Consider the following 22,907-nt stretch of genomic DNA (forward strand, 5'->3'; position numbering starts at 1 on the left):
TTATTTATCATCAGACTCTCTATTTTTTATCATTCTCGTTCTATTTTCCCGCTCCAGAAACTCCACGAAGATTTTAAACATATCCCTCGGTTTATCTTGAATTTTTTTCAAGTAATCTTCTTTATAATGAATATCCATGTACTCACTTTCCCTAATCCTCTTCTTTATATAATCTCTACTCGCTTCCTTCATTTCTTTATTTTTGTGGAATGCTTCCCTTAGTAAAGCAAAACTAAAGGCACCTGTTAGGGAAAAAAGAATCACTGGTAAGGTAATAACATCAACTCCAAACTCGAACACCAGGTAATATAAACTCATAAAAGAAAAGGAAAATAGTGGAGCAGAAATAACCGAATAAAGTAAACATTTCATTAATAAGGGCTTAAGTTCCTTATGCATATTCTCAAACTCTTTTTTTATAAGGTCCGAAGTACTCTCCGTACGGGAAGAACGCATATCCGTGTCACTCCTTTAAAAAAATAATGGATATGTCCAAATTCCTGACTGTGCCATATTATATGTATACTTCAAATGGAGTAACTTTGTTCCAAAAAAAGTATAGAAAAGAAGGGGAACGGGAGTTGGAGCGGGGTTGGTTAGATTAAAATAATTATTGTTCGATAGATTATTGAGGATTTCGATAGATTATCCCCATATTTCGATAGATTATTAGCTCAAATCGATAGATTACACTGTGATTTCGATAGATTATCCATTTCACTGGAAACAAAAGGCCCTCATTCATAGAAAAAACAAATGTTTTTTCAGAAAAAGCAGGTTTCAATCCACAATGGGGTGGTGGATATTCATTTTCCCATTAAAAAACTCTATAATAATAGCACAAAATGTTTTAAAGGAGTGGAAAAGTTGATACATAAAATTGATCTAGATTCGAAAAACCTCCACGGTTCATTTAGTCGCGACTATGAGCCAATCTTAACAGTGGATTCTGGAGACTCCATTCAATTAAAGACCCTCGACATTCAATGGGGATATTCGGATTCAGACGGAACGGAAAGGACTATTTTTGAATCGAGGGAGAAAGAGGACAAGCCAGGGCATCCCATTTTCGGTCCAATCGCCATTAATAATGCTAAACCTGGAATGGTATTAGAAGTCAGGGTAAATGACCTTGTACCTGGATGGTATGGTCGAAACTGGGCAGGAGGCAATTCAAGCTGGCAAAATGAGAAACTTGGTTTGGTAGGAAGTGAAAGGGTTCAATTAGATTGGAAGCTTAACCATTCCACGATGACAGGGACTTGCCAAATTGGAGCGCGGGAATTTCGCGTTGGCCTCTCCCCATTTATGGGATTAATGGGAGTAGCACCTGGGGAACCTGGAATCCATCCAACTGCCCCGCCAAGATATTGCGGCGGAAACATTGACTGTAAGGAGTTAGTAAGGGGAAGCAGTCTCTTTCTTCCAATCTCTGTGGAAGGGGCGTTGTTTTCCATAGGTGATGGGCATGCTGTACAAGGGGACGGAGAAAGCTCCGGAACGGCTATTGAATGCCCAATGGATTTAGTGGACATCACTTTGATCGTTCATGAAAATATGTCCCTTTCCATGCCACGGGCAAACACGCCTGCCGGTTGGGTTACCTTTGGGTTTAACGAGGACCTAAATCAAGCAACGGCAGTAGCCTTAGATGAAATGGTTCAACTCATGGAGCAATTCTACGGAATTAATAAAACCCAAGCAACAGCCCTTGCCAGTGTCGCTGTAGATTTACGAGTGACTCAAGTAGTGAATGGAGTAAAAGGGGTTCATGCAATTTTGCCACATGGAGCTGTGAGATAAAGAAATCGGAGGGCCGGTTTCTGGCATAGCATGGGAACCGCCCCTCCTAGTAAAATATAGGAATTTATTAAAACCTATTGTTATTTGAAACTTTTCTTGGCTAAACTAATTGGTAAATACTTTTTCTAATGGAGTACAAATCAAATGGATATGTATATTCAGCTAAAACAAGCAAATGAGGAGATTCATAGGTTAAGAAATGAAAACGCTCGGTTAAAAGAAGAGCTGAAGCAATTGAAATCATTAAATTTTTCACCTCTTCCTATAATTAATACTGACAGTCAAACGGTAACGAAACATTCTACCTCTAAAGAAAAGTTGGATTTATATGTAAATTTATTTCGTGGTAGGATGGATGTTTTTGCGAAAAGATGGGGTGACAAAAATGGTCGATCAGGATACTCACCTGTTTGTACAAATGAATGGATAATCACCTTTGTCGTAAACCTCAAATTAAGTGTCAAGATTGTAATCACCGTTCCCTTGCACCTATAACTTCACAAGTGATCTCTGATCATATTAAAGGAAAACATATTATTGGTATTTACCCTCTCTTAGAAGATAATTCATGCTATTTTTTAGCGGTTGATTTTGACAAAAAACAATGGAAAGAAGACGTCCGGGCTTTTGTACAAACGTGCAAGGAATGGAAAATTCCTTTTCATATTGAACGATCACGTTCGGGTGAGGGCGCTCACGTTTGGTTCTTTTTCGAAAAAGCCATTAAAGCCACTTTAGCAAGAAAATTTGGTTTATCTCTACTAGAAAAAACCAATGAAAAACGTTTAGAAATCGGTTTAGATTCATTTGACCGTCTATTTCCAAACCAAGATTTTTTACCAAGGGGTGGAATGGGTAACTTAATAGCTTTGCCATTTCAAAACGAAGCTAGGCTAAAGGGGAACAGTGTTTTTGTTAATGAAGCTTTTGAAGAATATGAAGATCAATGGGCTTATTTATCATCTATTAAAAAACTTAGGGATAAGGAAATCTAATCATTCCTTAATATGGTATTAACTGAGGTACCACTAGTACTAAAAGAAGGTTCAATTTCTGATATCCCTCTACCAGATGCAATAGAAATTGAATTAAAGAATGGATTTCATATACCTAAATCTAAGCTTCCAAGTAAAGTTCTGTATGAGCTAAAAAAACTCGCTACTTTCGGAAATCCCGAATTTTATAAAGCTCAAGCAAAACGTTTTTCTACACACCGAATCCCGAAAATGATAGATTGTTCTGAGTTAAGGGATGGCTCTCTTGTTTTACCAAGATGCTGCGTTAATTGCAAAGCACCAAGTGAATTCGTTAATTATTGTCCACAGAACCCAACTAATTGATCAATGGAAAGAACCACCACATCTCTGCACTAAGCTTCGAGAAAGTATTGAAGGCTGTTCGAACGAAAAAGGTGTATAAAATCAGTTGAAATAATTTCCCATATAATTTGTTCATCAATTCCAAAATACTCATGAATTAGAATATTTCTAAGTCCTACAATACTTTTCCAAGGGAAATTGGTGTACTTTAATCTTATATTTTCTGGAAATATGTTTTGCAGCTTCTCCAATTACTTCTAAATTCCTAATAACTGCATCGATGATTAATTTATTTTGTTCAAATTGATCAAAAGTCATGTCAGAGGTGTAATTTTCTATTTTATTCATACATTCAAGTATGTCTTCGAGATAAAATACCCCTTCCCTTTTCATGAGTATATTACCTCTTTAAGAATAGTCTTCCTTAGTTTTGGTTTCAATGCATTTACCGTAACTAGGTCCACTTCTTTACCTAATTTATCTTCAAGGTATTCCTTAAGTTCAACGAATTCTAAACCTATAGGCTGAGAAAACTCAACCAATATATCTATATCACTATCCTCCGTTTGTTCACCACGAGCATAGGAACCAAAATAACCGACTTTACTTACTTTATATTTCTCTTGTAAATAGGGTTTTATTAACTTCAGACGCTGATCAATGTTATTTTCATTTGCCATACATCAACACGCCCTTTCACTTTTAAGTCTTTATGTTTTTTATATTATATAGTAAAAAAGACAAAACAAACATAAACAACTCCTATTTTTAACAAATAAGGTTGTAAAAGTTATATTTCCACTACGAAAAGAAGCATGGGAACCCCATGCTTCTTGCTACCTTATTAGTTCCCCTCCAATAACTCTCTTGTTGCCTCTAAAATTTCTTGGTCTTTGAGGCGGAATTTGAATTCCACCCTTCGAGATGCTTCGGCACTGTAATTTCCTTCTTCATCGGTTCGTCCATCAGTATAAGATCGACCGTTTACCGTTAACTTTTCCTTTAAATGATCTTGGATGTTTTGGTAAGGGAAATCCTCACTTAACACATATTCCGCTACACTAAATGCTCTTTCCTGGGAGAGCTCTAAGTTGTACAAATAGCTTCCAACGTTATCCGCATGGCCTTCAATGATGATCTCAGAAATATATTCCTCATATCCGCCCTTCAACAAAATATCTAAATAAGCAGGAACAAATTCATCTAAAAAGGAAAATCCTTCTGGCTTTAGTTCTGCCTCATCAAATTCAAACAAAATATCCGTCTCAAAAATCATGGCACCCGTTTGTTCATCAATCTCTATTCCCGTTCCACCAAACTCTTCATTTAGGTCCTCTATGAGATTAACTCGGACACCCATGATCTGGTCAATGGTACGTTTCATCTCTTCAATTTGAAAAGATTTTATCACCATCATTACGATAAAAATGAGGACAAAACAGAGTAGGATCGCAGTCAATAAATCTGTAAAGGACGGCCAAAAGTGCCCCTCGTCCTGTTCCCCTTTAAATAATCGTTTATATTTATTAATCATTGCTGCCAATCCTTACTCTGCCATTTCCAGGTTGTCTCATAGGATCTGGAGAAACTCTTTGCCTTGCCACCTCTTGAATAAAGGATTGCAACTGACGATTGAGATTTTGGAACTCCTGGGCCAAATCATTCATCATCTGCTGGGTATGACGAGCACTCCTTTGTTGATGATCCTCCGTAATATCCCCAATTTGCTTAAATTCTTTTTTAATGGCATCATTCATATCCACTACGTAATCACCAATGTTACGGCCTACTTTATCTAAACGATCTCCTAGTGTCCCTTCCAAGCTAGCTACATAACGAGATAACGTGTCTTTTAGAACGCCTACACTAGATTCCAATTGATTTTCCCTATGGTTGAAGGAGTCTGTCATTTGGGAAACCGTTCGGTTAATCTCTTGCAATAGCTGACCATTTTTCATGGCTATCTGCTCATAGGATCTCGTTGCATCACTTAAATGCTTTTCCAATGCATTCGACTCCGCCACATGATTTTTCAAATGGCTGTTAAAGTCTTTGTTAAACTCTCGGAGCTCTTCAAAGCGATCGGAAAACATATTTCGATACTCCCCTTGGGCAATATTAATGGCTTCTAATGCATCTGGTAATCGCACCACTGAATTCCCTAGTTTATCGAAATCATGTCGCAGTTCCTTAAGGTAGGAATTAATATTACCGATTCGGGCACTGAGGTCGTCACCAAATATTCCCCTGAACTGTTTGTTGTTTTCCTTCATAATTTTTACCAAATTATCACTTTGACTGATCATTCTCTCAAAGGAGCCATGAATGGCCTCCTGTCGATCAGAAATTCCATTAATATACTCTCGCCAATCCTCCACTGCCTCTTGGAAGTTGTTTAATGTTTCCATCTGTGAAGAAGTCAGCTCTTCAATTCTCTTATACGTCTCCTGGAAGGCATTCGTCATCCGCTCATTCCGTTTGTCCATTTTATTAAAATAGGAAAAAAGCTGATCGAAATTCTTATTCAGTTTTGTTACGGATCCGTCTAAGCCATCGGTCACCTTTTGGATATTAGTAAAAAGAGAGGTGAAATCCTTTAAATTGGCAGACAGCCCTTCGTTGAATTTAGCCAAATCCTTGGCGGACTGCTGCAATCCCACCGTATACTCTTGAAAACCATGGAAGGCCTTTTCAATGTTTTGCAGTGACTTTTGATTTGTTTCCCTCAATTCAACGATGGAGCCATTAATGTTTTTCGATACATCGATGAGTTTTGCCATGGCATCTTGTTCATTTTCCTCCAGATACGATTCCGTTTTTAACATAATGTCCGTTAACATGTATTCCGTATTGGCCACTTTGGTTACCAAAGTCATGATGAGAGATAATCCCATCCCGGCAATACTTGTAAAGAAAGCCACATCAAGACCTGCTAGAACACTTGCTACATTTTCCACAAGCTGATCCCCTGTTCCATCAATGCTGCCAAGGGACATGGCAAGTCCAATGAACGTACCTAACACTCCAATTAAAATGAGGATAGAAACGGTCATCTGAATCATCTTAATCAAGCTGACCACCGGTACATTAACTACTCGCCAACTGGAGAACTTCTTTTGTACAAAGGTCTCCACTTTTAAGGATTCCTGCTCCTTCTTCTCATCAAATTCCGCTTTGAATTTGTTCAATGGATCAATGTCTAAAGAATTGGTTACATTCAAATGGTTCCGTATTCTACTTAACCTTCCATACAAGATAAAATGGGCAATAATTGCCACTGTAAAAATGAAAAACAGCACCATGAAAATAAATTCAATAAATGGATTAGATAAAATGGACTGAGCTTGTTGCTCACTAATAAAAAAACGTAGGATAGTTTCTACCATTGGACTTCCCCCTAGAAAAATCAAATTCACACATTCAAGCAGCTTGTCACTTTAGCCCTTTTAATTCATTGCTATTCATAAGTGGGACAAAACATGCATGGAGGTCTGTTTCTAGATAATAATTATTCTAGTTCGATAGATTATGGATCGAATTCGATAGATTATTACCTCCATTCGATAGATTATAGTCCAATTTCGATAGATTATTACCTCCATCCGATAGATTCCATCCCGATTTCGATAAATTTTTCCACTTAATCGAGAGGTTAGCCAATTTACTGAAATATCACAAATATTAAATCCCTATAATCACTAAAAATCTTCTTTTTTCAAACCAAAAAACACGATGAGTCACGATATTACTAAATGAATCTCCATGTTTCTACTTCATTTTATAAATTTCATTAGGTATTTTCGACTAAACGTGTTATGCTGTATGTAACCATTTAACACCTGTACCATGTTTGGCCGAAGCTGACTAAAATGTTGAAATCCAAGTATCTGAAGTACAATACCTTTTTACAAAAGGGACCTGTACTATTAGAAGGATAATACATTTATTAGTCAGCTTTTTTATTGCATCGAAAAAATAAATGACTCCGTTCAGTTCAAGTTAACAGAACCTCTCATTGTGTTCCTTTAAACTGTTCTAGGAACGCGTTCATCCTTTCTCTCACCTCGCCTAATTGCATTCCTTAAATCTTTCTATACCGTTGCAGCCAAAAAAAAAAGAAGCATGGAAATCCATGCTTCTTTCAATAATTATGCTTTGTTTACGTTAGTAGCTTGTGGTCCACGTTGACCTTGCTCTACGTCGAAAGTTACTGCTTGACCTTCTTCTAAAGTTTTGAAGCCTTCGCCTTGGATAGCTGAGAAATGTACGAATACATCGTCTCCACCTTCAACTTCGATGAATCCGAAACCTTTTTCTGAGTTAAACCATTTTACTGTACCTTGTTGCATGTTTGTTTCCTCCTGTGTGGACTTTTTTCCACTTTTTATTACTATAGTTGCTCATTAGATATCAAAGGCGAAAAGTTCAACACTTATTCTTTCCTGACATACCGAACAAATATAATTCTATTTAACTGTAACAGATTACATAAATAAAAGCAAATTTTATTTTTGAGACCTTTCCATGTTGGCATCCTATTCTTATAAAATAGAGAAAAGCGTGGTGATAGTTTATCCCACGCTTTTCATAAGGGCATTGGCAGTTCAGGAACTGCACCGACGTTCATTTACCATCTTGGCTTACCAGGATACGGACAACGTTTCTCTTTAAACAGTGCTCGGTAGGAAACAATTTCTCCTGAGTGCTGACAGGTCGTTCCGTATTGCAACGCTGGGCATTCCATACAAACAGCTAACCGCTCATCGTAAATGTCATCAGATACAGACTTCTCTTCATCAATCATTAATTCATCCATATCCACATGAACATTGATCCCACAGCTTTTACATTCTTTTATTCTGGTCATCCTATTATCCAATCGTTAGCATAGCTACAGACGTTGCAGGTAACTTTACTGTTAATACATCATTTTCCACAGTAAAGCTTTCAAGAGCTACTGGTTTTACGTTCTCTGGATTATCAAAAGTATTGTGTGCATTTAATTCATCGGCAGTTAAAAGCCTTCCAGAAACTTGACCAACTTGCTCTTTTAAACCACGGAGCTCAATCGTAATTGTGGACTCTTCTTTATGGTTTAAGTTACATAAACTGATGTTAATGTTACCTTCTTTATCTTTGGAAGCGGAAGCACTAACAGAAGGTAACTTTTCACCATTAAGTTCATAATCCGCGCTAGTAATGTCAATGTCTAACTTGGTTGCATCTTGGTGTACTTTAAACATTTCAAATACGTGATAAGTAGGAGTTAGAATCATCTTCTCTCCTTCTGTTAATATCATTGCTTGAAGTACATTAATCGTTTGTGCAATGTTTGCCATTTGGACACGATCACTATGATCATGGAAAATGTGGAAATGTAAGCCCGCAACTAGTGCATCACGAATCGTGTTTTGTTGATATAGGAATCCTGGATTTGTACCTGGCTCCACATCAAACCAAGTACCCCACTCATCAATAATCATTCCAATACGTTTTTCTGGATCGTATTTGTCCATAATCGTAGAGTGCTTCGTAATTAACTCATTAATATGAAGAGCTTTTTTCATTGTAATGAACCACTCTTCTTCACGAGGGTCTAGAGCGGAACCTTTCCCCTTCCAGAAGTCACCAGGAATTGTATAATAATGAAGACTTAAACCATCCATTAACCAATGTGCTTCACGCATCAGTACTTCTGTCCAACGATAGTCATCTACGTTTGCTCCACCAGCAATTTTGTAGATTTTATTATCTCCATAGCTTCTTACATACGTTTGAAAACGACGGTATAGATCTGCATAGTATTCAGGGCGCATATTTCCACCACAGCCCCAGTTTTCATTACCTACACCAAAGTACTTTAATTTCCATGGCTCTTCTCTACCATTTTCCTGTCTCCAGTTAGCCATTGGGGATTCCCCGTCAAATGTCATATACTCTACCCATTCGGACATTTCTTGAACCGTACCACTACCTACGTTACCGCAAATATATGGCTCTGTTTCAAGCATTTCACAAAGCATCATAAATTCATGCGTTCCGAAGTGGTTATTTTCCACAACACCGCCCCAATGTGTGTTGACCATTCGTTTACGACTTTCACGTGGTCCAACACCATCTTTCCAGTGGTACTCATCAGCAAAGCACCCACCTGGCCAACGTAAAACAGGAATATTAATGTTTTTTAAAGCGGCTACAGTATCATTACGGATACCGTTAGTGTTAGGAATTGGAGAATCCTCCCCAACCCAAAAGCCTTCATAAATACATCTTCCTAAATGCTCTGAGAAGTGACCATAGATATTCTTATTAATCGTACCTTTTTCAATGTCTGCATTTACAACAACTTTATTTGTCATAAATATCTGACCTCCTAGTATTTAGATTTTTTCCTTTCATAACTTAACAGATGCTAGCAGTTGTTCTACGTTTGCTACAACATTTTCTACACTAAATCCGTATTCCTTTAATACTACATTTCCAGGAGCTGATGCACCGAACGTTTGGATACCGATTACTTTACCGTGGTCTCCCACATAACGCTCCCAGCCTAATGGATAAGCCATTTCGATACCAACTCTAGCTTTGATGCTTGAAGGTAGAACGGACTCTTTATATTCCTCAGACTGCTGTTCAAATAATTCCCAGCTTGGCATACTTACAACACGAACTGCTGTACCTTGCTTTGTAAGTTCTTCTTTCGCTGCCATAGCAAGACTTACTTCAGATCCAGTAGCTAATAAGATAACATCCGTTTCTTTTTCTGAATCGGAAAGTACATAAGCACCTTTTCTTACTCCTTCACGAGCTTTTTCTTTAGAACCTTCCAGTACTGGCAGTGCTTGGCGAGTAAGTACCATTGCTATTGGAGATTCCTTTTGTTCAAAGGCATAGCGATAGGCTTCTGTTGTTTCATTTCCATCGGCAGGACGCAGCACTGTTAAGCCAGGAATCACACGTAATGATGGCAGTTGCTCTACAGGTTCATGTGTTGGACCGTCTTCCCCAACAGCAATACTGTCGTGAGTTAGTACATAAACAACAGGTTGGTTCATCATTGCCGCTAATCGAATGGATGGACGTAAGTAATCAGAGAATACAAAGAATGTTCCCCCGTATGGACGTACACCACCATGAAGGGCTAATCCATTTAACGCAGCTCCCATAGCATGCTCCCTTACTCCGAACCAAACATTCCTTCCAGCATAATTTTCTTTACTAAAGATCGGTAAACCTTTTAATGTTGTATTATTGGATCCTGCTAAGTCAGCAGAACCACCAAATACTGTAGGTAAATTTTGTGCAATGGCATTTAATGCAGCACCAGAAGATTGACGAGTTGCCATTTTGGAAGATCCTACTTCATAAAGAGGCAAGTCCTCATCCCATCCGTCTGGTAATTCACCACTAATAGCTTTCTCAAACTGAGTTGCTAGTTCTGGATATGCTTCTTTATATTGCCCTAACATAGTGTTCCATTCTGCTTCTTGTTCTTGCCCTTTTTCCACCACTTGTTTGAAGTGGTCACGAACATCTACTGGAACCTCAAAAGGCTCATGCTCCCATCCGTATGCTTGCTTCGTAAGCGTTACCTCATCCGGACCTAGTGGGGAGCCATGGGAAGCTGATTTCCCCGACTTATTCGGGCTTCCGAAACCAATTACTGTACGTACTTCAATTAAAGTTGGACGATTAGTTTCAGCTTTTGCTGCTTGAATGGCTTCTCCAATCGCTTTTAAGTCTTGGCCATCTTCTACTCGAATGTAGTGCCATCCATAGGATCCAAAACGTTTCTCAACGTTTTCCGTAAAGGACATGTGAAGATCTCCATCTAGGGAAATATCATTTGAATCATATAGTACAATAAGTTTTCCAAGACCCATGTGACCAGCCATTGATGCTGCTTCCGATGCAATACCTTCCATTAAATCGCCATCACCACAAATGGTATACGTATAATGATCGACAAGTTGGAAGTTTTCTCGGTTATATGTAGCCGCTAAATGAGCTTCTGCCATTGCCATCCCAACTGCTGTTGAAATCCCTTGACCTAAAGGACCTGTTGTCGCCTCTACACCAACTGTATGACCAAACTCTGGATGACCTGGTGTTTTACTTCCCCATTGTCTAAAATTCTTTAATTCCTCTAAAGGTAGATCGTATCCTGTTAGGTGAAGTAAGCTATATAGTAATGCAGATCCATGCCCCGCAGATAATACGAAACGGTCACGGTCAAAGAAGCTAGGATTCAATGGGTTGTGCTTCATATGATTCGTCCATAATTCATAGGCCATCGGTGCCGCTCCCATCGGCATTCCAGGATGTCCCGAGTTTGCTTTTTCAACCATATCAATAGATAGTGTACGTATACTATTTACAGCTAGTTGTTCAATAGAAGTTTGTACTTTTGTCATTGTTTTATTCCTCCTCAAAGGGTAATTCATTCTAGAACTCAAGAGGCAAATGAACCCTCTTTGATCTACTTCGGTACTATTTCCCAATCTTTTAAGAATTGCTCAATTCCCTTGTCTGTTAATGGATGCTTCCATAGCTTAGGTAATAACGATCCTGGAATAGTGGCGATATCTGCACCTGCAACAGCCGTTTTCTCTACATGCTCAATGTTACGGATACTAGCTGCAATAATCTCTGTTTCAAAACCATAGTTTGCTAGGATCGTTTTTAAATCTCTAACTAAAGCCATTCCTTCTGTCCCAATATCGTCTAATCTTCCTACAAATGGACTTATGTAAGTTGCTCCTGCTTTCGCTGCCATTAGACCTTGTGCTGCGGAGAATACTAAAGTTACGTTTGTTTTAATGCCTCTTTTTGTTAATTCATAAGTAGCTTCAAGACCTTCTTCTGTCATTGGTAGTTTAATAACTACATTTGGTGCCCAACTAGCTAATTCCTCAGCTTCCTTTACCATCTCTTCTACAGTTAAACCAATTACCTCTGCACTTACTGGACCATCTACCACTTCACAAATTTCTTTAATAATATCTTTAAAAGGGCGACCTTCCTTTGCAATTAATGTAGGGTTGGTTGTAACACCGTCTACTAATCCTAACTTTGCAATTCTTTTAATCTCATCAATATTACCAGTGTCTAAGAAAAACTTCATCGTTCCATCTCCTTGTATTTATTATAGAGTCTGTTCAAAAAGGTCGGTTTCTGAGTTTTTGAACTCGCTTTTATTAGTATTCAGGCAACAAATTGTACGTCCGTGTAATTGCCATTGCATTAATAAGCAATTATTTGTACGTACAATTTAATTTTAAACTGAGTTATTTTTTTTTACAAGTACAATAATGAAAAAAATAAAAAGGAAATTAAAAAGAATATATCCCTTTAATTTCCTTTCCTTCTTACGGCTCTATTTTGTTTGAAATTATATTATATAGTATTAAATGCTGCTAGTAGATTTACGGATCACCAATTCCGGTTCATATACAACCGTTTCGAACGTTTCATTATTACCTTGGTTCATTTTTTCTACTATGCTAACAATTAATTTTGCAGCAGCTTCTCCCATTTCATTTTTAGGATGTTTGATAGTTGTCAGCTTTACTTCAGATGCTTCAGCCAGAAATGAATCATCGTATCCTACAATAGAAATATCATTAGGTACTTTCAGATTTTTATTACGTAGTACATCAAGAAGCAACAGTGCCAACTCATCATTATAGCAGACTAGTCCAGTTGGTAGATCTGTTTGGTCAGAAAGAAGGCTCTCTAGCTCCTTCATGGGCTTTGTTCGCTTTTCCTCCGAGTAGTAACTAATAATATTTTTTGGATTGATAGGAATACGGTGTTTTCGATGTGCTTTAATATAACCCTTCATCCGTTTTACACCTTGAATATCGTCGGTCTTAAAAAAGCCTACAATATTTTTATGACCATTTTGAATTAAATGCTCCGTTTGGATAAATCCACCCTTTTCATCATCCATAATTAAACATAAGGGCTCTAACTCATCGTAAAAAGCATTGATCATAATATAAGGGATATTTGTACGCTCAAGATTAAAATAGTAATTAATATTTGGGTTAGTAAAGGCACTTTTTGTTGGTTCAATAATAACGCCATCAATTTGCTGGGTTAAGATACTTTCTAATATACGCTTTTCATTTTCAATGTCATTATTTGTACTGTAAAGACTTACTTGATATCCTTGTTGACTCAAATACGATTCTGCACCTCGAATAATAGAAGGAAAAATATAATCGGATATATAGGTAGTAATAATTGCAATATTTTTTTTACTTTGCTGTTTTCTTGATTCTTGGGTGGTTCGGTCGGCACAAAAGGTTCCTGCACCTTGTTCACGATAAAGCCAGCCCTCATTAACTAATTCACCAATAGCAACACGAATAGTATGACGACTAACTTCAAATTCTTTCATTAACTCATTTTCGGAGCTTATTTTTTGATGGGGTACGTAAGTCCCATCTAAAATTCGCGATTTAATAGCTTGTTTTACTTTGCTGTATTTCGTTTGCATGTTACATTACCTCAATTCCAATGGGCAGGTCGTTGTTTTTTATTATACTATTAGGTTTACCAATTTATTTTAACAATAAAAGTGTATATAATCTAACTTTTGTATAGAAACAAGTTTAATTTAAAAATACGGAGCTTTCCTTTTTGGAAGCTCCGTATTTTTTACTTAATATTCATCATGCACCTACATAGCATTAAATATTAAAATTTACGAGCAATTTCATTCCATTTTAATTCATTTTGGAACTGCATAACTTTGGTTGATTCGTTAATGAATACACACTCAATATCCACCATGTTAGACCAGTCGTATAACTGCTCAGGTGTTACTTTGAAGGAGAATACGGTATGGTGTGCTCCTCCAGCATGAATCCATGCTTCTGCTGATTCACTTAGGGATGGCTGCGGCTTCCATAGAACTTGAGCAACTGGAAGCTTTGGCATTTCCTTTATTGGTTTTACTGCATCCACTTCATTTACAACAAGGCGGAAGCGATTACCTAAATCAATGATAGAAGCATTTAATGCACGACCTTCGTCACCATCGAATACCATTCGAGCAGGGTCCTCTTTACCACCAATTCCTAATGGATGCACTTGAATTTTTGGACGTGTTCCTGCAACAGTAGGACATACTTCAAGCATATGAGATCCTAATACAAGCTCATTGCCCGGTTCTAAATGGTAAGTATAATCTTCCATGAAGGAAGTTCCTTTACCATCAGCAATAATTTTCATCATTCTTAAGAGAGCAGCTGTTTTCCAGTCTCCTTCACCACCGAAACCGTAGCCTTGCTCCATTAATCGTTGAACTGCTAAACCTGGAAGTTGCTTCATGCCGTGAAGATCTTCAAAGTTTGTTGTAAAGGCGCTGAAGCCGCCTTCTTCTAAGAATGCTTTCATTCCTAACTCAATTCGAGCTTGTTCTAGAATAGAATTACGATAATCGTCTGAGCTGTTTGCTTGTGGGTCAATATCATATAATTCATTATATTCTTCATAAAGAGCTTTCACTTCTGCATCAGAAACATCTCTCATACGTTGAACGAGATCTCCGATACCGAAAGCTGAAATAGACCAGCCAAATTTAATTTGAGCTTCTACTTTATCTCCTTCTGTAACAGCAACTTCACGCATATTATCACCGAAGCGAGCTACTTTAAGGTTTTTCCCGTCAGTGAAGGCAATAGCCGTTCTCATCCAATCAGCCGTACGGCTTCTTACTGTAGCATCTTCCCAATGACCTACTACTACTTTTCTTGCGATCTTCATTCGTGCACCAATAAACCCATATTCACGGTCACCGTGTGCAGACTGATTTAAGTTCATGAAATCCATATCAATTTCATCCCAAGGGATGTCACGATTAAATTGTGTATGAAGATGTAGAAGCGGTTTACTTAGTTCTGATAAACCAGCAATCCACATTTTTGCAGGTGAAAATGTGTGCATCCATGTAATAATCCCTGCACAATTTTCATCTGTATTTGCTTCAATACAAAGTTTGCGAATAGCATCTGGAGTTGTTAAAACTGGCTTGATTTCAATTTCAAATGGAATGGTATCATCGCTATTTAAGCCCGCAACAATTTGGCGAGAATGTTCTTGAACTTGTTCAATTGCTTCTGGTCCGTATAGGTGCTGACTCCCTGTAACAAACCAAAATTTATACTCTTTTGTTTTTAACATTGTTAATATCCTCCCGTAAGTAACTAAACGTTTGATTTAATAGACTTTTAACCGCTTAAATAATCTTTTTAACCACGACCAAAGTAATTATTAATTTTATTGCTTACTTGATAATAGCTTCCCATATACTACTGGGTTTATTTTATCCTGTATTTATTTTCTTATTACTTTTGACCGTAGTATGCATTTGCACCGTGTTTACGTAAATAATGACGGTCTAGAAGAGTTTGATCCATCGGTGGCGTTTCAGGGTTAATTGTAAGCGTTTTCCAAGCCATCGTTGCCACTTGCTCTAATACTACCGCATTATGAACCGCATCATTAGCATCCTTTCCCCACGCAAATGGAGCGTGTGAATACACAAGGGCACCTGGTACTTGGTTAGGATCAATATTTAAAGATTTGAATGTTTCAACAATGACATTTCCTGTTTCAAGCTCATACTCCCCTTTTATTTCTTCCTCTGTCATTGGCCGTGTACAAGGAATTTCTCCATAGAAATAATCCGCTTGTGTTGTGCCGAATGCTGGAATAGGTTTACCAGCTTGAGCCCAGCTTGTTGCAACAGTGGAATGGGTGTGGACAATACCACCTATTTCAGGAAATTGTTTATATAAAACTAAATGAGTAGCTGTATCGGAGGAAGGTTTCAAATCTCCTTCAACCACATTCCCGTCTAGGTCAACAACCACCATATCTCTACTTCTCATTTCAAAATACTCAACACCACTAGGCTTTATCACAACCAGCCCTTTTTCACGGTCGATTCCGCTCACATTCCCCCATGTAAATGTAACTAGTCCATGTTTCGGTAATGCAAGATTTGCTTTGAACACATCTTCCTTTAATTGCTCTAACATGTGATCAGCTCCTTCCTAGCTAATTTCAAATCTAATTTAGATTATACACTTGTACGGACATTTTGCATATACTTTTTATTAACAAAATGAATTTTTCATAACGAATTTGTTCTTCCGAGTTAATTTAATAAGAATTCTTTATAGAACGGAAAGTTGTATGTACATATAACTTTCCGTTTTAATAAGATTATTCACTCGAATCCGCTTCAGGCGGACCAATTATTCTTAAAGGCAGCCCACGTCCTGCTCCTGCGATTACACGTCGCTGGAGTCACCGCCTTTCACTCCTTCGATTAAAAAATAACAAATCTATGCGAAAAGAACCTTTTATTTATTTTTATTAAATGAATAAGTGGTTTCGCTTTTATATGTTTTTCCTTTTTCCAATACAATAGACGGGAAGTTAGGCTGGTTAATGGCATCTGGGTGCTTTTGTGTTTCTAAGCAGAGTCCCAAATATTTCTTGGACTTTACACCACTAATTTCGAAGTCCTCTGTTAATTGATTTCCAGTATATAGAACGACACATGGCTCATCGGTTTCAATAACAAGGTTACGTCCACTTTCTCGGTCTTCTAAGACAATTTCCCTATCATGATTGCTATTTAATACAAAAGGATGGTCGTACCCTTGTCCAGCAAGAATATTTTGCTTGTAAGTGGATGTTGTACCATCTTGAATTACCCTGCCATCCCGGAAATCAAAGACCGTATCTTGTACATCTAGCAATTCACCAGTTGGGATAAGTTCATCATTTAACTCAATAAACCTGTCACTTTTCATTGTAAGAACATGTTTTAAAATGTCTCTTTTTAAATTTCCACTTAGATTAAAATATGTATGGTTGGTAAGGTTTAAGAGCGTGTTTTTGTCCGAATTACCCTCATAGGCTATTTTAAATACATTGTCATTATTAAGGGTGTACGTTACTTTCACGTTTAAATTTCCAGGATAGCCTTCTTCTCCATCTGGACTAAAATAAGTAAATTCTAAACCAACATAATCCTTCTCCTCAATCACTTTTGTATCCCAAATAACTCGATCAAACCCTTTGTGCCCCCCATGAAGATGATTATTTCCATCATTTACAGGCAATTCATAAGTTTCTCCATCTAATTGAAAGGTTGCACCCCCGATTCTTCCTGCAACACGACCTATGGTTGCACCGAAGTAAGGAGAATACTTTTCATATTCCTCTATGGAATCTAAACCTAATACAACATTTTCTACTGTCCCTTTTGCATCTGGTACTAACATTTTTGTAATAATGCAACCATAATCTATACTCGTTAATTCAAACCCAGCATCATTCTTTAATGTAAAAGCAGTAATGGTTTCACCGTTTAATTCCCCAAATTTTTCTTTTGAAACTTGCATCATAACATCTCCTTTAAAAAATAGTATCTATTTTGAAATGATAATTACGAATAACCTTGTATGATTCCAATGTAGACTTCGGTTCTCTATTTCGATAGTTATACCAGATGGCGTTCCAGCCCGCTTTCGAGGATGAAACAACATCATTTGCCCAGGAGTCTCCTAAATAATAGCAATCCTTTGGATGAATACCTAAACGTTCATTCACATGCAAAAAAAGTTTAGGGTCTGGTTTGGCAATCCCTACTCCATCTGAAACAAATATATGTTGACTATCTATTTCTTTTTTTAATTCAAGGTTTGTTATTTTTCTCCATTGGTGTTTCACAGGACCATTTGTTATTATTCCAATAACGAATTTTCTTTCCTTTAGTTCAGATATGAATGGTTTAACTCCATGAAATAATTCAATGGAATGCTGTCTCTCTTCATACTTCTCTTGGATTTCCCTTGCTGCACCTTCTGTTAAAGGAAAGCCTGCAAATGTAAAGGCCCGGACCAACCTTTCCACTCGTAATTGTTCGAGACTTAATTTTCCTAATTTATATTCTGTCCAAAGGACATCACTATACTCTCGTGACTTCTTAAAAATCTGTTCAAACGGAAAACCTTCCTTACATTTATAGGAAGACAAAACTGCTTCTTTAAAGGGTAATAACTGATCATATAATGTATCATCTAAGTCAAAAAAGAAGGCTCTCTTATTTTTATAATTATCCATCGTTTTTTCCTTTGCCTTTTGTCCTAAAGAGTTTTTTAATAAAGGCTCTGTTAAATTTTGATGTTGATTTTCGCTTCAGATACTCCAATTACGCCTAAAAGCAGCCCACGTCCTGTGGGCAACGGCGTAATGTTACCGTCCTGGTCCGCGGGCAACGCTTCAGCCTCCTCGTCCCTGCGGGGTCTTCAGCCGTTGCTTTTCGAGGCCACTGAAAAAGGACGTTTTTTCCCTTTTTCAGTGGTCTCGAAGCAATCAGCGAAGCCGTTGCAAGTTTTTAAAGCCTGCTATGAGTGGTTTTTTCATAGCAGGCGCGCAACGCGCGGAGCGATTGCTATTTTCTCAGCGAAAAATATATGACTTTTTCAGTGGCCTCTTGCTTTTCCCGCAGGAAAGAGCGTTGCCTCGTCGAATACACATCGATTTGTCTCGACGGATACGCTACAGAGCAATGCTTGTAGAGGAAGAGACAGTCTCGTATCTTACGCTTCAATCAACTATGTTAAAAAATCAACATTATCCTTTAACAGAGCTTTAATTAAATATATTATGCTTGGATGCGCTACAGGCGGACGTCTTCCGCTCCTCCAAGCTTTATAACAAAGGAACCAAGCTTACTAAAGTAGCCTTTCCTTTAATTTTATTTATCGTATATATTCATTATAGAATTTTAAGAGAGTAAATCTGTCACGTATTAGATGAGCTTCTTGAAAGCTTCTTTGAAGTAGATTGTCAGTAATCCCGAGTTCCTCAGGTTCTGTTTCTCCCCCTAGTTCTTGGACCATTTCTTTTAATTCTGTAGAGTTAGGTATGCTATTTATAATTTCTAATATGGCCTCTTTCTGCTCTATTACTTTAGTAACCTTTTCACTATCAGTATGTTCATTTCCTAATGATAAAGTGTTGATAGCGTCTTTAACTTTGTTTTTATATAAATCAGCTATTAAATAACAGGAAATACTTACTTTAGCTCCGTGTAATACTTGTGGCTGTTTATTACGCATAAAATCCATTTCCCAATAATGAGAGATATGATGCTCTGCACCAGAAGCGGGATGGGATTGTCCCATTATTAACATGGCTAGTCCTGAATTAATTAACGACTCCATCAATACTTTTATCCCTTCCTCACTCCCCAACGCAATCTGAGAACGATTATTTATACAGGATTGTAAAGCCTCTTTTGTAATTTGATACACAAGGGGACAAAAGGGTTCTCCTCCTATAAGAGAACTAAATTTCCAATCAGCAAGGGACGTGCTTTTCCCCAGCATATCTCCAAACCCAGCGGCAATCATTTTTTGTGGGGCATCTTCTAATATGTTGATATCTGCAAAAACAGCAATGGGGGCTTGTGTTTGGTAAGTCTTCTTTATTCCTTTTATAACGAGTGGAGCCCCCATGGAGTTGAATCCGTCTACAGATGGTGCAGTAGGTATGGATATAAAAGGCAGTCCCATTTTGTAGCTTACTACTCTAGTAATATCATGAAGTGTTCCGGCACCAACAGATAGAAGTACATCCGTTTTAGGAGGCACAGCCAATAATAATTGCACAATAGATTCTTCATTAGCAACTACATCATTTAACCTATCTGGTTCTATAAAGCACACTTCGACATGAATACCTTTTTCACTTAATAGCTTGTAAAGTTTATTCCCGGCTACTTCATATGTATTAGTGTCTGCAACAAGGACGATATTCTTTAATGACTTCTTTTCTAAAAATAAAACTGCATCTTCCAGTGCCCGGTTGTTAATAACAATTTTCTCAATGCTTAATTCATGATGTTGATTACCACATTGACATCGTTCTGCCTGCTTTGAAATCTCCAATAAACTATTGTCCATATTTCTTTTCTACTCCCCTACTAGTAGCTAAGGTATTGCGTAAATTAAGAAACAGCTTCTTTAACTATTAAACAGTTGTACGTATAAGTTACTCTTCTAATTATAAATTAATCCATCTTTAATTGACAAGCTAATAAAAGAAAAACTTATTATTCTACCCTGAAAATACGAATCTGGATGTCATTCGCTACGGTCCGTAACCGCAGGAACGAGTGTTTACATCACGACTATGCTTCGAGTTGCCTCGACGCATAGGCTACTAAGCATAAGCTTGTAGAGGAAGAGACAGACGGCTTCTAGTGGACTTCCACTTACACCAACTTCAATAAAAACTTGTATTTTCATTCTCCATGGTGCTAAATTACTATTGCATGGAGGTATACCCCGAAAATACAAATGCTTTTAACTAATTTTAAAAAAGAGACCCGTTATGAAATTTTCATAGACGGGCTATCGTTCGTAATATTTCTATTTATTTGTCTTTACAATTCTTACACCGTAAACGCCGCCAGCTAGCTTTCCTTCTTCATTCGAAGTAAACTTAACTTCCACTTTGTTCTTTCCTTCTAGTAGTTCTTGAGGAATTTCGTAGCGAACATCTATGGTGCTTACAGGAGATCCAAGTCCATCTAATTTTTGATTGGCGATCACTGTACCGTCAACCAATATATCGAAATATCGCTCATATTTTTTTTCATCTTCAATAATGGTACGGTCCCCTCCAAAATAGGTAACTTCTAAGCTTAGCTTTTTATCCGATTCTACCGCCATATCATAGCTAAAGAAGCCACCATCACGAGCATCACGCCATCCCTTTTGAACTAGATTTAAATAACCACTTTGAGAATTATGTGACTTAAAATTGTGTTCTACTTCAGGTTGCTGTTCACCAGGCTGTACAAAATCAATAGTTATAGCTCTTAGTTTTTCACGTTCCTCTTTTTCTGTATCTACAAATGTCTTAAAGGCTTCTTTATCCATCAAGTTCCAATATAACGTATAGCGCTCATGATGAAGATCATAAAATGGAACAAGTGTAACTTTTACATCCCCTGGTTGTCCAACAGCATCTGTTTCAAAGGTTAGCTTAGAAGTATCCACGCTTGTGATCCATTCATCAAGCCTATTCTTATCCGCAACTAGTGTTGGTACATCAATTAATGGATGATTATTTAGCTTTAAATGATCCGCAAGTATATCCGTTTCAGGGAAATTCTCTCTACCTAACGCTCCTGCTAATACAATTGGTCCGTACATAATCCCAACCTTATTGTCGTCATCTTTAGCAGTGTAGCTGTGAAGATCCATTGGTAGTTGAACTTCAACAACATCTCCTTCTGTCCATTCTCTTCCGATGGTTAAATATCCATTATCGGAACTAGAAAATGTTTCTACTCCATTAACAACAGCCGTTACCGCTCCTTTAACCCAATATGGAACACGAATATGAAGGTTTAAAAACTCATTATCTGCCTGTTCAAAAATAAGTTTTGTTCTGTCCGTTTTCGGGAAATCCGTCACTTGTATTACTTTGAGTTTTTTATCAGCTAATCCAAGCTCTGACGCAATAAATAAATTTACATAAAAATCTTTATTATTAGTGTAGTAAATACTTCTAGTGTAGCGAGCCGGATTTTCCATCCCTGTGCCAGTACAACACCAGAAGGAGTTATCTGGTGAACAGTATACTTTAAAATGACCTGGCTGTGAGGAAACAAAATATGTTTTCATTCCTGACTCTGGGTCCTGTGATGCAAGGATATGATTGTATAATGCCCTTTCATAGAAATCCATTTGTTCTGACTCACGAAACCAATCAAACATAAGCTCCGTTAACTTTAGCATATTGTACGTATTACATGTTTCAGTCGTTTGTACACCAAGTTTTTCACTGTTTTCCGGACCGAAATGTTCGTTAATACTATTGCCACCAATAATATAGGAACGGGATCTTGTTACTTGATTCCAAAAGAATATAGCCATCTTCTTAAACTTTTCATCGCCCGTAATATTGTATAGCTTTGCCGCCCCAACTACCTTTGGAATTTGCGTATTGGCATGTTTTCCTTCTAGCTCATCTACTCCATTGGCTAGGGGATCCAAGACTGCCTTATGGCAAAAACGAATGGCAAGATCTAGATACTCTTTATTTCCTGTAATTGTATAAAGATCGGCCATTGCTTCATTCATCCCACCATGCTCACAAGTTAACATTTTTTGAAACTGCTCGTCCGTTAAATATTCTGTCCCTTTTTTTGCCCAATCAGCAAGCTTGATGACTACCTCTAGTGCCTTTTCATTTCCCATTAGTGTATAAATGTCGATAAGTCCAGCATAAATCTTGTGAATACTATACCAAGGCACCCACTGACCAGCTAAATTAAAATGCTCTACCTCAAAGTCTCCTGTAAAGGTCTTGTCAAAACAAGCTCTTGGAAAACCACTAACATAACCATCTTTGTCATAGCTTTGTATAAGGGCAAGCTCATCCACTGCATACTCTACTTTTTCCTTCAATTTCTCATCCTTTGTTAGCGTATACATTTGTGCTGCTGCAGAAAGCCAATGTCCAATGGAATGACCGCTAATGCCTGTTGACTCCCATCCCCCATATCTTGGCTTTTTCGGAGATTTTGAAACAGCCTCATAGCATGGGGCCATTAACCGATCAACATCCAGATAAATTAAATATTCCTTTCCCTTTTCTTGAGACTCTTTGAATATACCATCTAGTAGTCCAACGTTTTGCAATGGTGTTACCTCCCTGTATATATTTTTACATTACATG

General features: G+C 37.6%; 18 protein-coding genes and 2 pseudogenes. 3 read left to right on the top strand and 17 right to left on the bottom strand.

Annotated features, from left to right (window positions below; translation table 11 throughout):
* On the bottom strand, positions 1-456 hold the full coding sequence (locus tag J2S74_RS20380) for a DUF5392 family protein (RefSeq protein ID WP_307329404.1): 456 nt from the start codon (positions 454-456) through the stop codon (positions 1-3).
* A gap of 411 nt (positions 457-867) precedes the next feature.
* Between J2S74_RS20380 and J2S74_RS20385 the strand changes: the two genes are divergently transcribed.
* The 3 genes and pseudogenes from J2S74_RS20385 (at position 868) to J2S74_RS20400 (ending at position 3,143) form a co-directional block, all read left to right on the top strand.
* Positions 868-1,803 carry an acetamidase/formamidase family protein gene (locus J2S74_RS20385; RefSeq protein WP_307329407.1) on the top strand — a complete coding sequence of 312 codons (936 nt, stop codon included), beginning with the start codon at positions 868-870 and terminating at the stop codon, positions 1,801-1,803.
* Between the two features lie 351 nt (positions 1,804-2,154).
* Positions 2,155-2,798 (top strand): annotated as a pseudogene (locus J2S74_RS20395) (TOTE conflict system archaeo-eukaryotic primase domain-containing protein).
* Between the two features lie 12 nt (positions 2,799-2,810).
* Positions 2,811-3,143 (top strand): hypothetical protein, encoded by a 333-nt coding sequence (locus tag J2S74_RS20400; protein ID WP_307329416.1) that lies wholly within the window; start codon positions 2,811-2,813, stop codon positions 3,141-3,143.
* 29 nt (positions 3,144-3,172) lie between these two features.
* Here the strand turns inward: J2S74_RS20400 and J2S74_RS20405 are convergent.
* The 16 genes and pseudogenes from J2S74_RS20405 to J2S74_RS20480 all read right to left on the bottom strand — a co-directional run bounded on the left by J2S74_RS20405 (position 3,173) and on the right by J2S74_RS20480 (position 22,870).
* Positions 3,173-3,515: pseudogene (locus J2S74_RS20405) on the bottom strand (HepT-like ribonuclease domain-containing protein).
* A complete protein-coding gene (mntA, locus tag J2S74_RS20410; RefSeq protein WP_307329419.1) occupies positions 3,512-3,802 on the bottom strand; it encodes a type VII toxin-antitoxin system MntA family adenylyltransferase antitoxin in 291 nt (96 codons plus the stop codon). The pseudogene J2S74_RS20405 and the gene mntA overlap by 4 nt, the downstream one beginning before the upstream one ends.
* A 164-nt stretch (positions 3,803-3,966) precedes the next feature.
* A complete protein-coding gene (locus J2S74_RS20415) occupies positions 3,967-4,656 on the bottom strand; it encodes an OmpA family protein (RefSeq protein WP_307329422.1) in 690 nt (229 codons plus the stop codon).
* Positions 4,649-6,508: a MotA/TolQ/ExbB proton channel family protein gene (locus J2S74_RS20420; RefSeq protein ID WP_307329426.1), complete on the bottom strand. Its 1,860-nt coding sequence runs from the start codon at positions 6,506-6,508 to the stop codon at positions 4,649-4,651. The genes J2S74_RS20415 and J2S74_RS20420 overlap by 8 nt, the downstream gene beginning before the upstream one ends.
* A gap of 762 nt (positions 6,509-7,270) precedes the next feature.
* Positions 7,271-7,471, bottom strand: a complete 201-nt coding sequence (locus J2S74_RS20425; RefSeq protein WP_307329428.1) for a cold-shock protein — start codon at positions 7,469-7,471, stop codon at positions 7,271-7,273.
* A 278-nt stretch (positions 7,472-7,749) separates the two neighbouring features.
* Complete coding sequence (locus J2S74_RS20430) at positions 7,750-7,989, bottom strand: DUF6171 family protein (protein ID WP_503128593.1); 240 nt, start codon at positions 7,987-7,989, stop codon at positions 7,750-7,752.
* 4 nt (positions 7,990-7,993) lie between these two features.
* Positions 7,994-9,481, bottom strand: a complete 1,488-nt coding sequence (locus tag J2S74_RS20435) for an alpha-N-arabinofuranosidase (RefSeq protein WP_307329434.1) — start codon at positions 9,479-9,481, stop codon at positions 7,994-7,996.
* A gap of 36 nt (positions 9,482-9,517) precedes the next feature.
* Positions 9,518-11,536, bottom strand: a complete 2,019-nt coding sequence (gene tkt / locus J2S74_RS20440; protein ID WP_307329436.1) for a transketolase — start codon at positions 11,534-11,536, stop codon at positions 9,518-9,520.
* Between the two features lie 65 nt (positions 11,537-11,601).
* Entirely contained in the window at positions 11,602-12,246 is a 645-nt protein-coding gene (gene fsa, locus J2S74_RS20445; RefSeq protein WP_307329439.1) for a fructose-6-phosphate aldolase, read from the bottom strand.
* 282 nt (positions 12,247-12,528) lie between these two features.
* Positions 12,529-13,626 carry a GntR family transcriptional regulator gene (locus J2S74_RS20450; RefSeq protein WP_307329442.1) on the bottom strand — a complete coding sequence of 366 codons (1,098 nt, stop codon included), beginning with the start codon at positions 13,624-13,626 and terminating at the stop codon, positions 12,529-12,531.
* Positions 13,627-13,826: 200 nt separating this feature from the next.
* Complete coding sequence (araA, locus tag J2S74_RS20455) at positions 13,827-15,314, bottom strand: L-arabinose isomerase (protein WP_307329444.1); 1,488 nt, start codon at positions 15,312-15,314, stop codon at positions 13,827-13,829.
* 164 nt (positions 15,315-15,478) lie between these two features.
* Entirely contained in the window at positions 15,479-16,174 is a 696-nt protein-coding gene (gene araD, locus J2S74_RS20460; RefSeq protein WP_307329446.1) for an L-ribulose-5-phosphate 4-epimerase, read from the bottom strand.
* A gap of 327 nt (positions 16,175-16,501) precedes the next feature.
* The gene (locus J2S74_RS20465; RefSeq protein WP_307329449.1) at positions 16,502-17,551 is read right to left on the bottom strand and encodes an aldose epimerase family protein; all 1,050 of its coding nucleotides are present in this window, start codon (positions 17,549-17,551) and stop codon (positions 16,502-16,504) included.
* Between the two features lie 13 nt (positions 17,552-17,564).
* Positions 17,565-18,272 (bottom strand): HAD family hydrolase, encoded by a 708-nt coding sequence (locus J2S74_RS20470; protein WP_307329450.1) that lies wholly within the window; start codon positions 18,270-18,272, stop codon positions 17,565-17,567.
* 641 nt (positions 18,273-18,913) lie between these two features.
* Positions 18,914-20,119 carry a sn-glycerol-1-phosphate dehydrogenase gene (locus tag J2S74_RS20475; protein WP_307329452.1) on the bottom strand — a complete coding sequence of 402 codons (1,206 nt, stop codon included), beginning with the start codon at positions 20,117-20,119 and terminating at the stop codon, positions 18,914-18,916.
* A 468-nt stretch (positions 20,120-20,587) separates the two neighbouring features.
* On the bottom strand, positions 20,588-22,870 hold the full coding sequence (locus J2S74_RS20480; RefSeq protein ID WP_307329454.1) for a glycoside hydrolase family 127 protein: 2,283 nt from the start codon (positions 22,868-22,870) through the stop codon (positions 20,588-20,590).
* Positions 22,871-22,907: the final 37 nt, after the last annotated feature.

The sequence above is a fragment of the Evansella vedderi genome, assembly GCF_030813435.1.
GTDB classification, from domain to species: Bacteria; Bacillota; Bacilli; order Bacillales; family Salisediminibacteriaceae; genus Evansella; species Evansella vedderi.

What these genes read in the sequence shown, in the direction of transcription:
- fsa (WP_307329439.1), bottom strand. Translation starts at nt 12,246, where the DNA reads ATGAAGTTTTTCTTAGACACTGGTAATATTGATGAGATTAAAAGAATT.
- J2S74_RS20380 (WP_307329404.1), bottom strand. Translation starts at nt 456, where the DNA reads ATGCGTTCTTCCCGTACGGAGAGTACTTCGGACCTTATAAAAAAAGAG.
- J2S74_RS20415 (WP_307329422.1), bottom strand. Translation starts at nt 4,656, where the DNA reads ATGATTAATAAATATAAACGATTATTTAAAGGGGAACAGGACGAGGGG.
- J2S74_RS20450 (WP_307329442.1), bottom strand. Translation starts at nt 13,626, where the DNA reads ATGCAAACGAAATACAGCAAAGTAAAACAAGCTATTAAATCGCGAATT.
- J2S74_RS20435 (WP_307329434.1), bottom strand. Translation starts at nt 9,481, where the DNA reads ATGACAAATAAAGTTGTTGTAAATGCAGACATTGAAAAAGGTACGATT.
- J2S74_RS20470 (WP_307329450.1), bottom strand. Translation starts at nt 18,272, where the DNA reads ATGGATAATTATAAAAATAAGAGAGCCTTCTTTTTTGACTTAGATGAT.
- tkt (WP_307329436.1), bottom strand. Translation starts at nt 11,536, where the DNA reads ATGACAAAAGTACAAACTTCTATTGAACAACTAGCTGTAAATAGTATA.
- J2S74_RS20400 (WP_307329416.1), top strand. Translation starts at nt 2,811, where the DNA reads ATGGTATTAACTGAGGTACCACTAGTACTAAAAGAAGGTTCAATTTCT.
- araA (WP_307329444.1), bottom strand. Translation starts at nt 15,314, where the DNA reads ATGTTAAAAACAAAAGAGTATAAATTTTGGTTTGTTACAGGGAGTCAG.
- J2S74_RS20420 (WP_307329426.1), bottom strand. Translation starts at nt 6,508, where the DNA reads ATGGTAGAAACTATCCTACGTTTTTTTATTAGTGAGCAACAAGCTCAG.
- J2S74_RS20465 (WP_307329449.1), bottom strand. Translation starts at nt 17,551, where the DNA reads ATGCAAGTTTCAAAAGAAAAATTTGGGGAATTAAACGGTGAAACCATT.
- J2S74_RS20425 (WP_307329428.1), bottom strand. Translation starts at nt 7,471, where the DNA reads ATGCAACAAGGTACAGTAAAATGGTTTAACTCAGAAAAAGGTTTCGGA.
- mntA (WP_307329419.1), bottom strand. Translation starts at nt 3,802, where the DNA reads ATGGCAAATGAAAATAACATTGATCAGCGTCTGAAGTTAATAAAACCC.
- J2S74_RS20430 (WP_503128593.1), bottom strand. Translation starts at nt 7,989, where the DNA reads ATGACCAGAATAAAAGAATGTAAAAGCTGTGGGATCAATGTTCATGTG.
- J2S74_RS20475 (WP_307329452.1), bottom strand. Translation starts at nt 20,119, where the DNA reads ATGGACAATAGTTTATTGGAGATTTCAAAGCAGGCAGAACGATGTCAA.
- araD (WP_307329446.1), bottom strand. Translation starts at nt 16,174, where the DNA reads ATGTTAGAGCAATTAAAGGAAGATGTGTTCAAAGCAAATCTTGCATTA.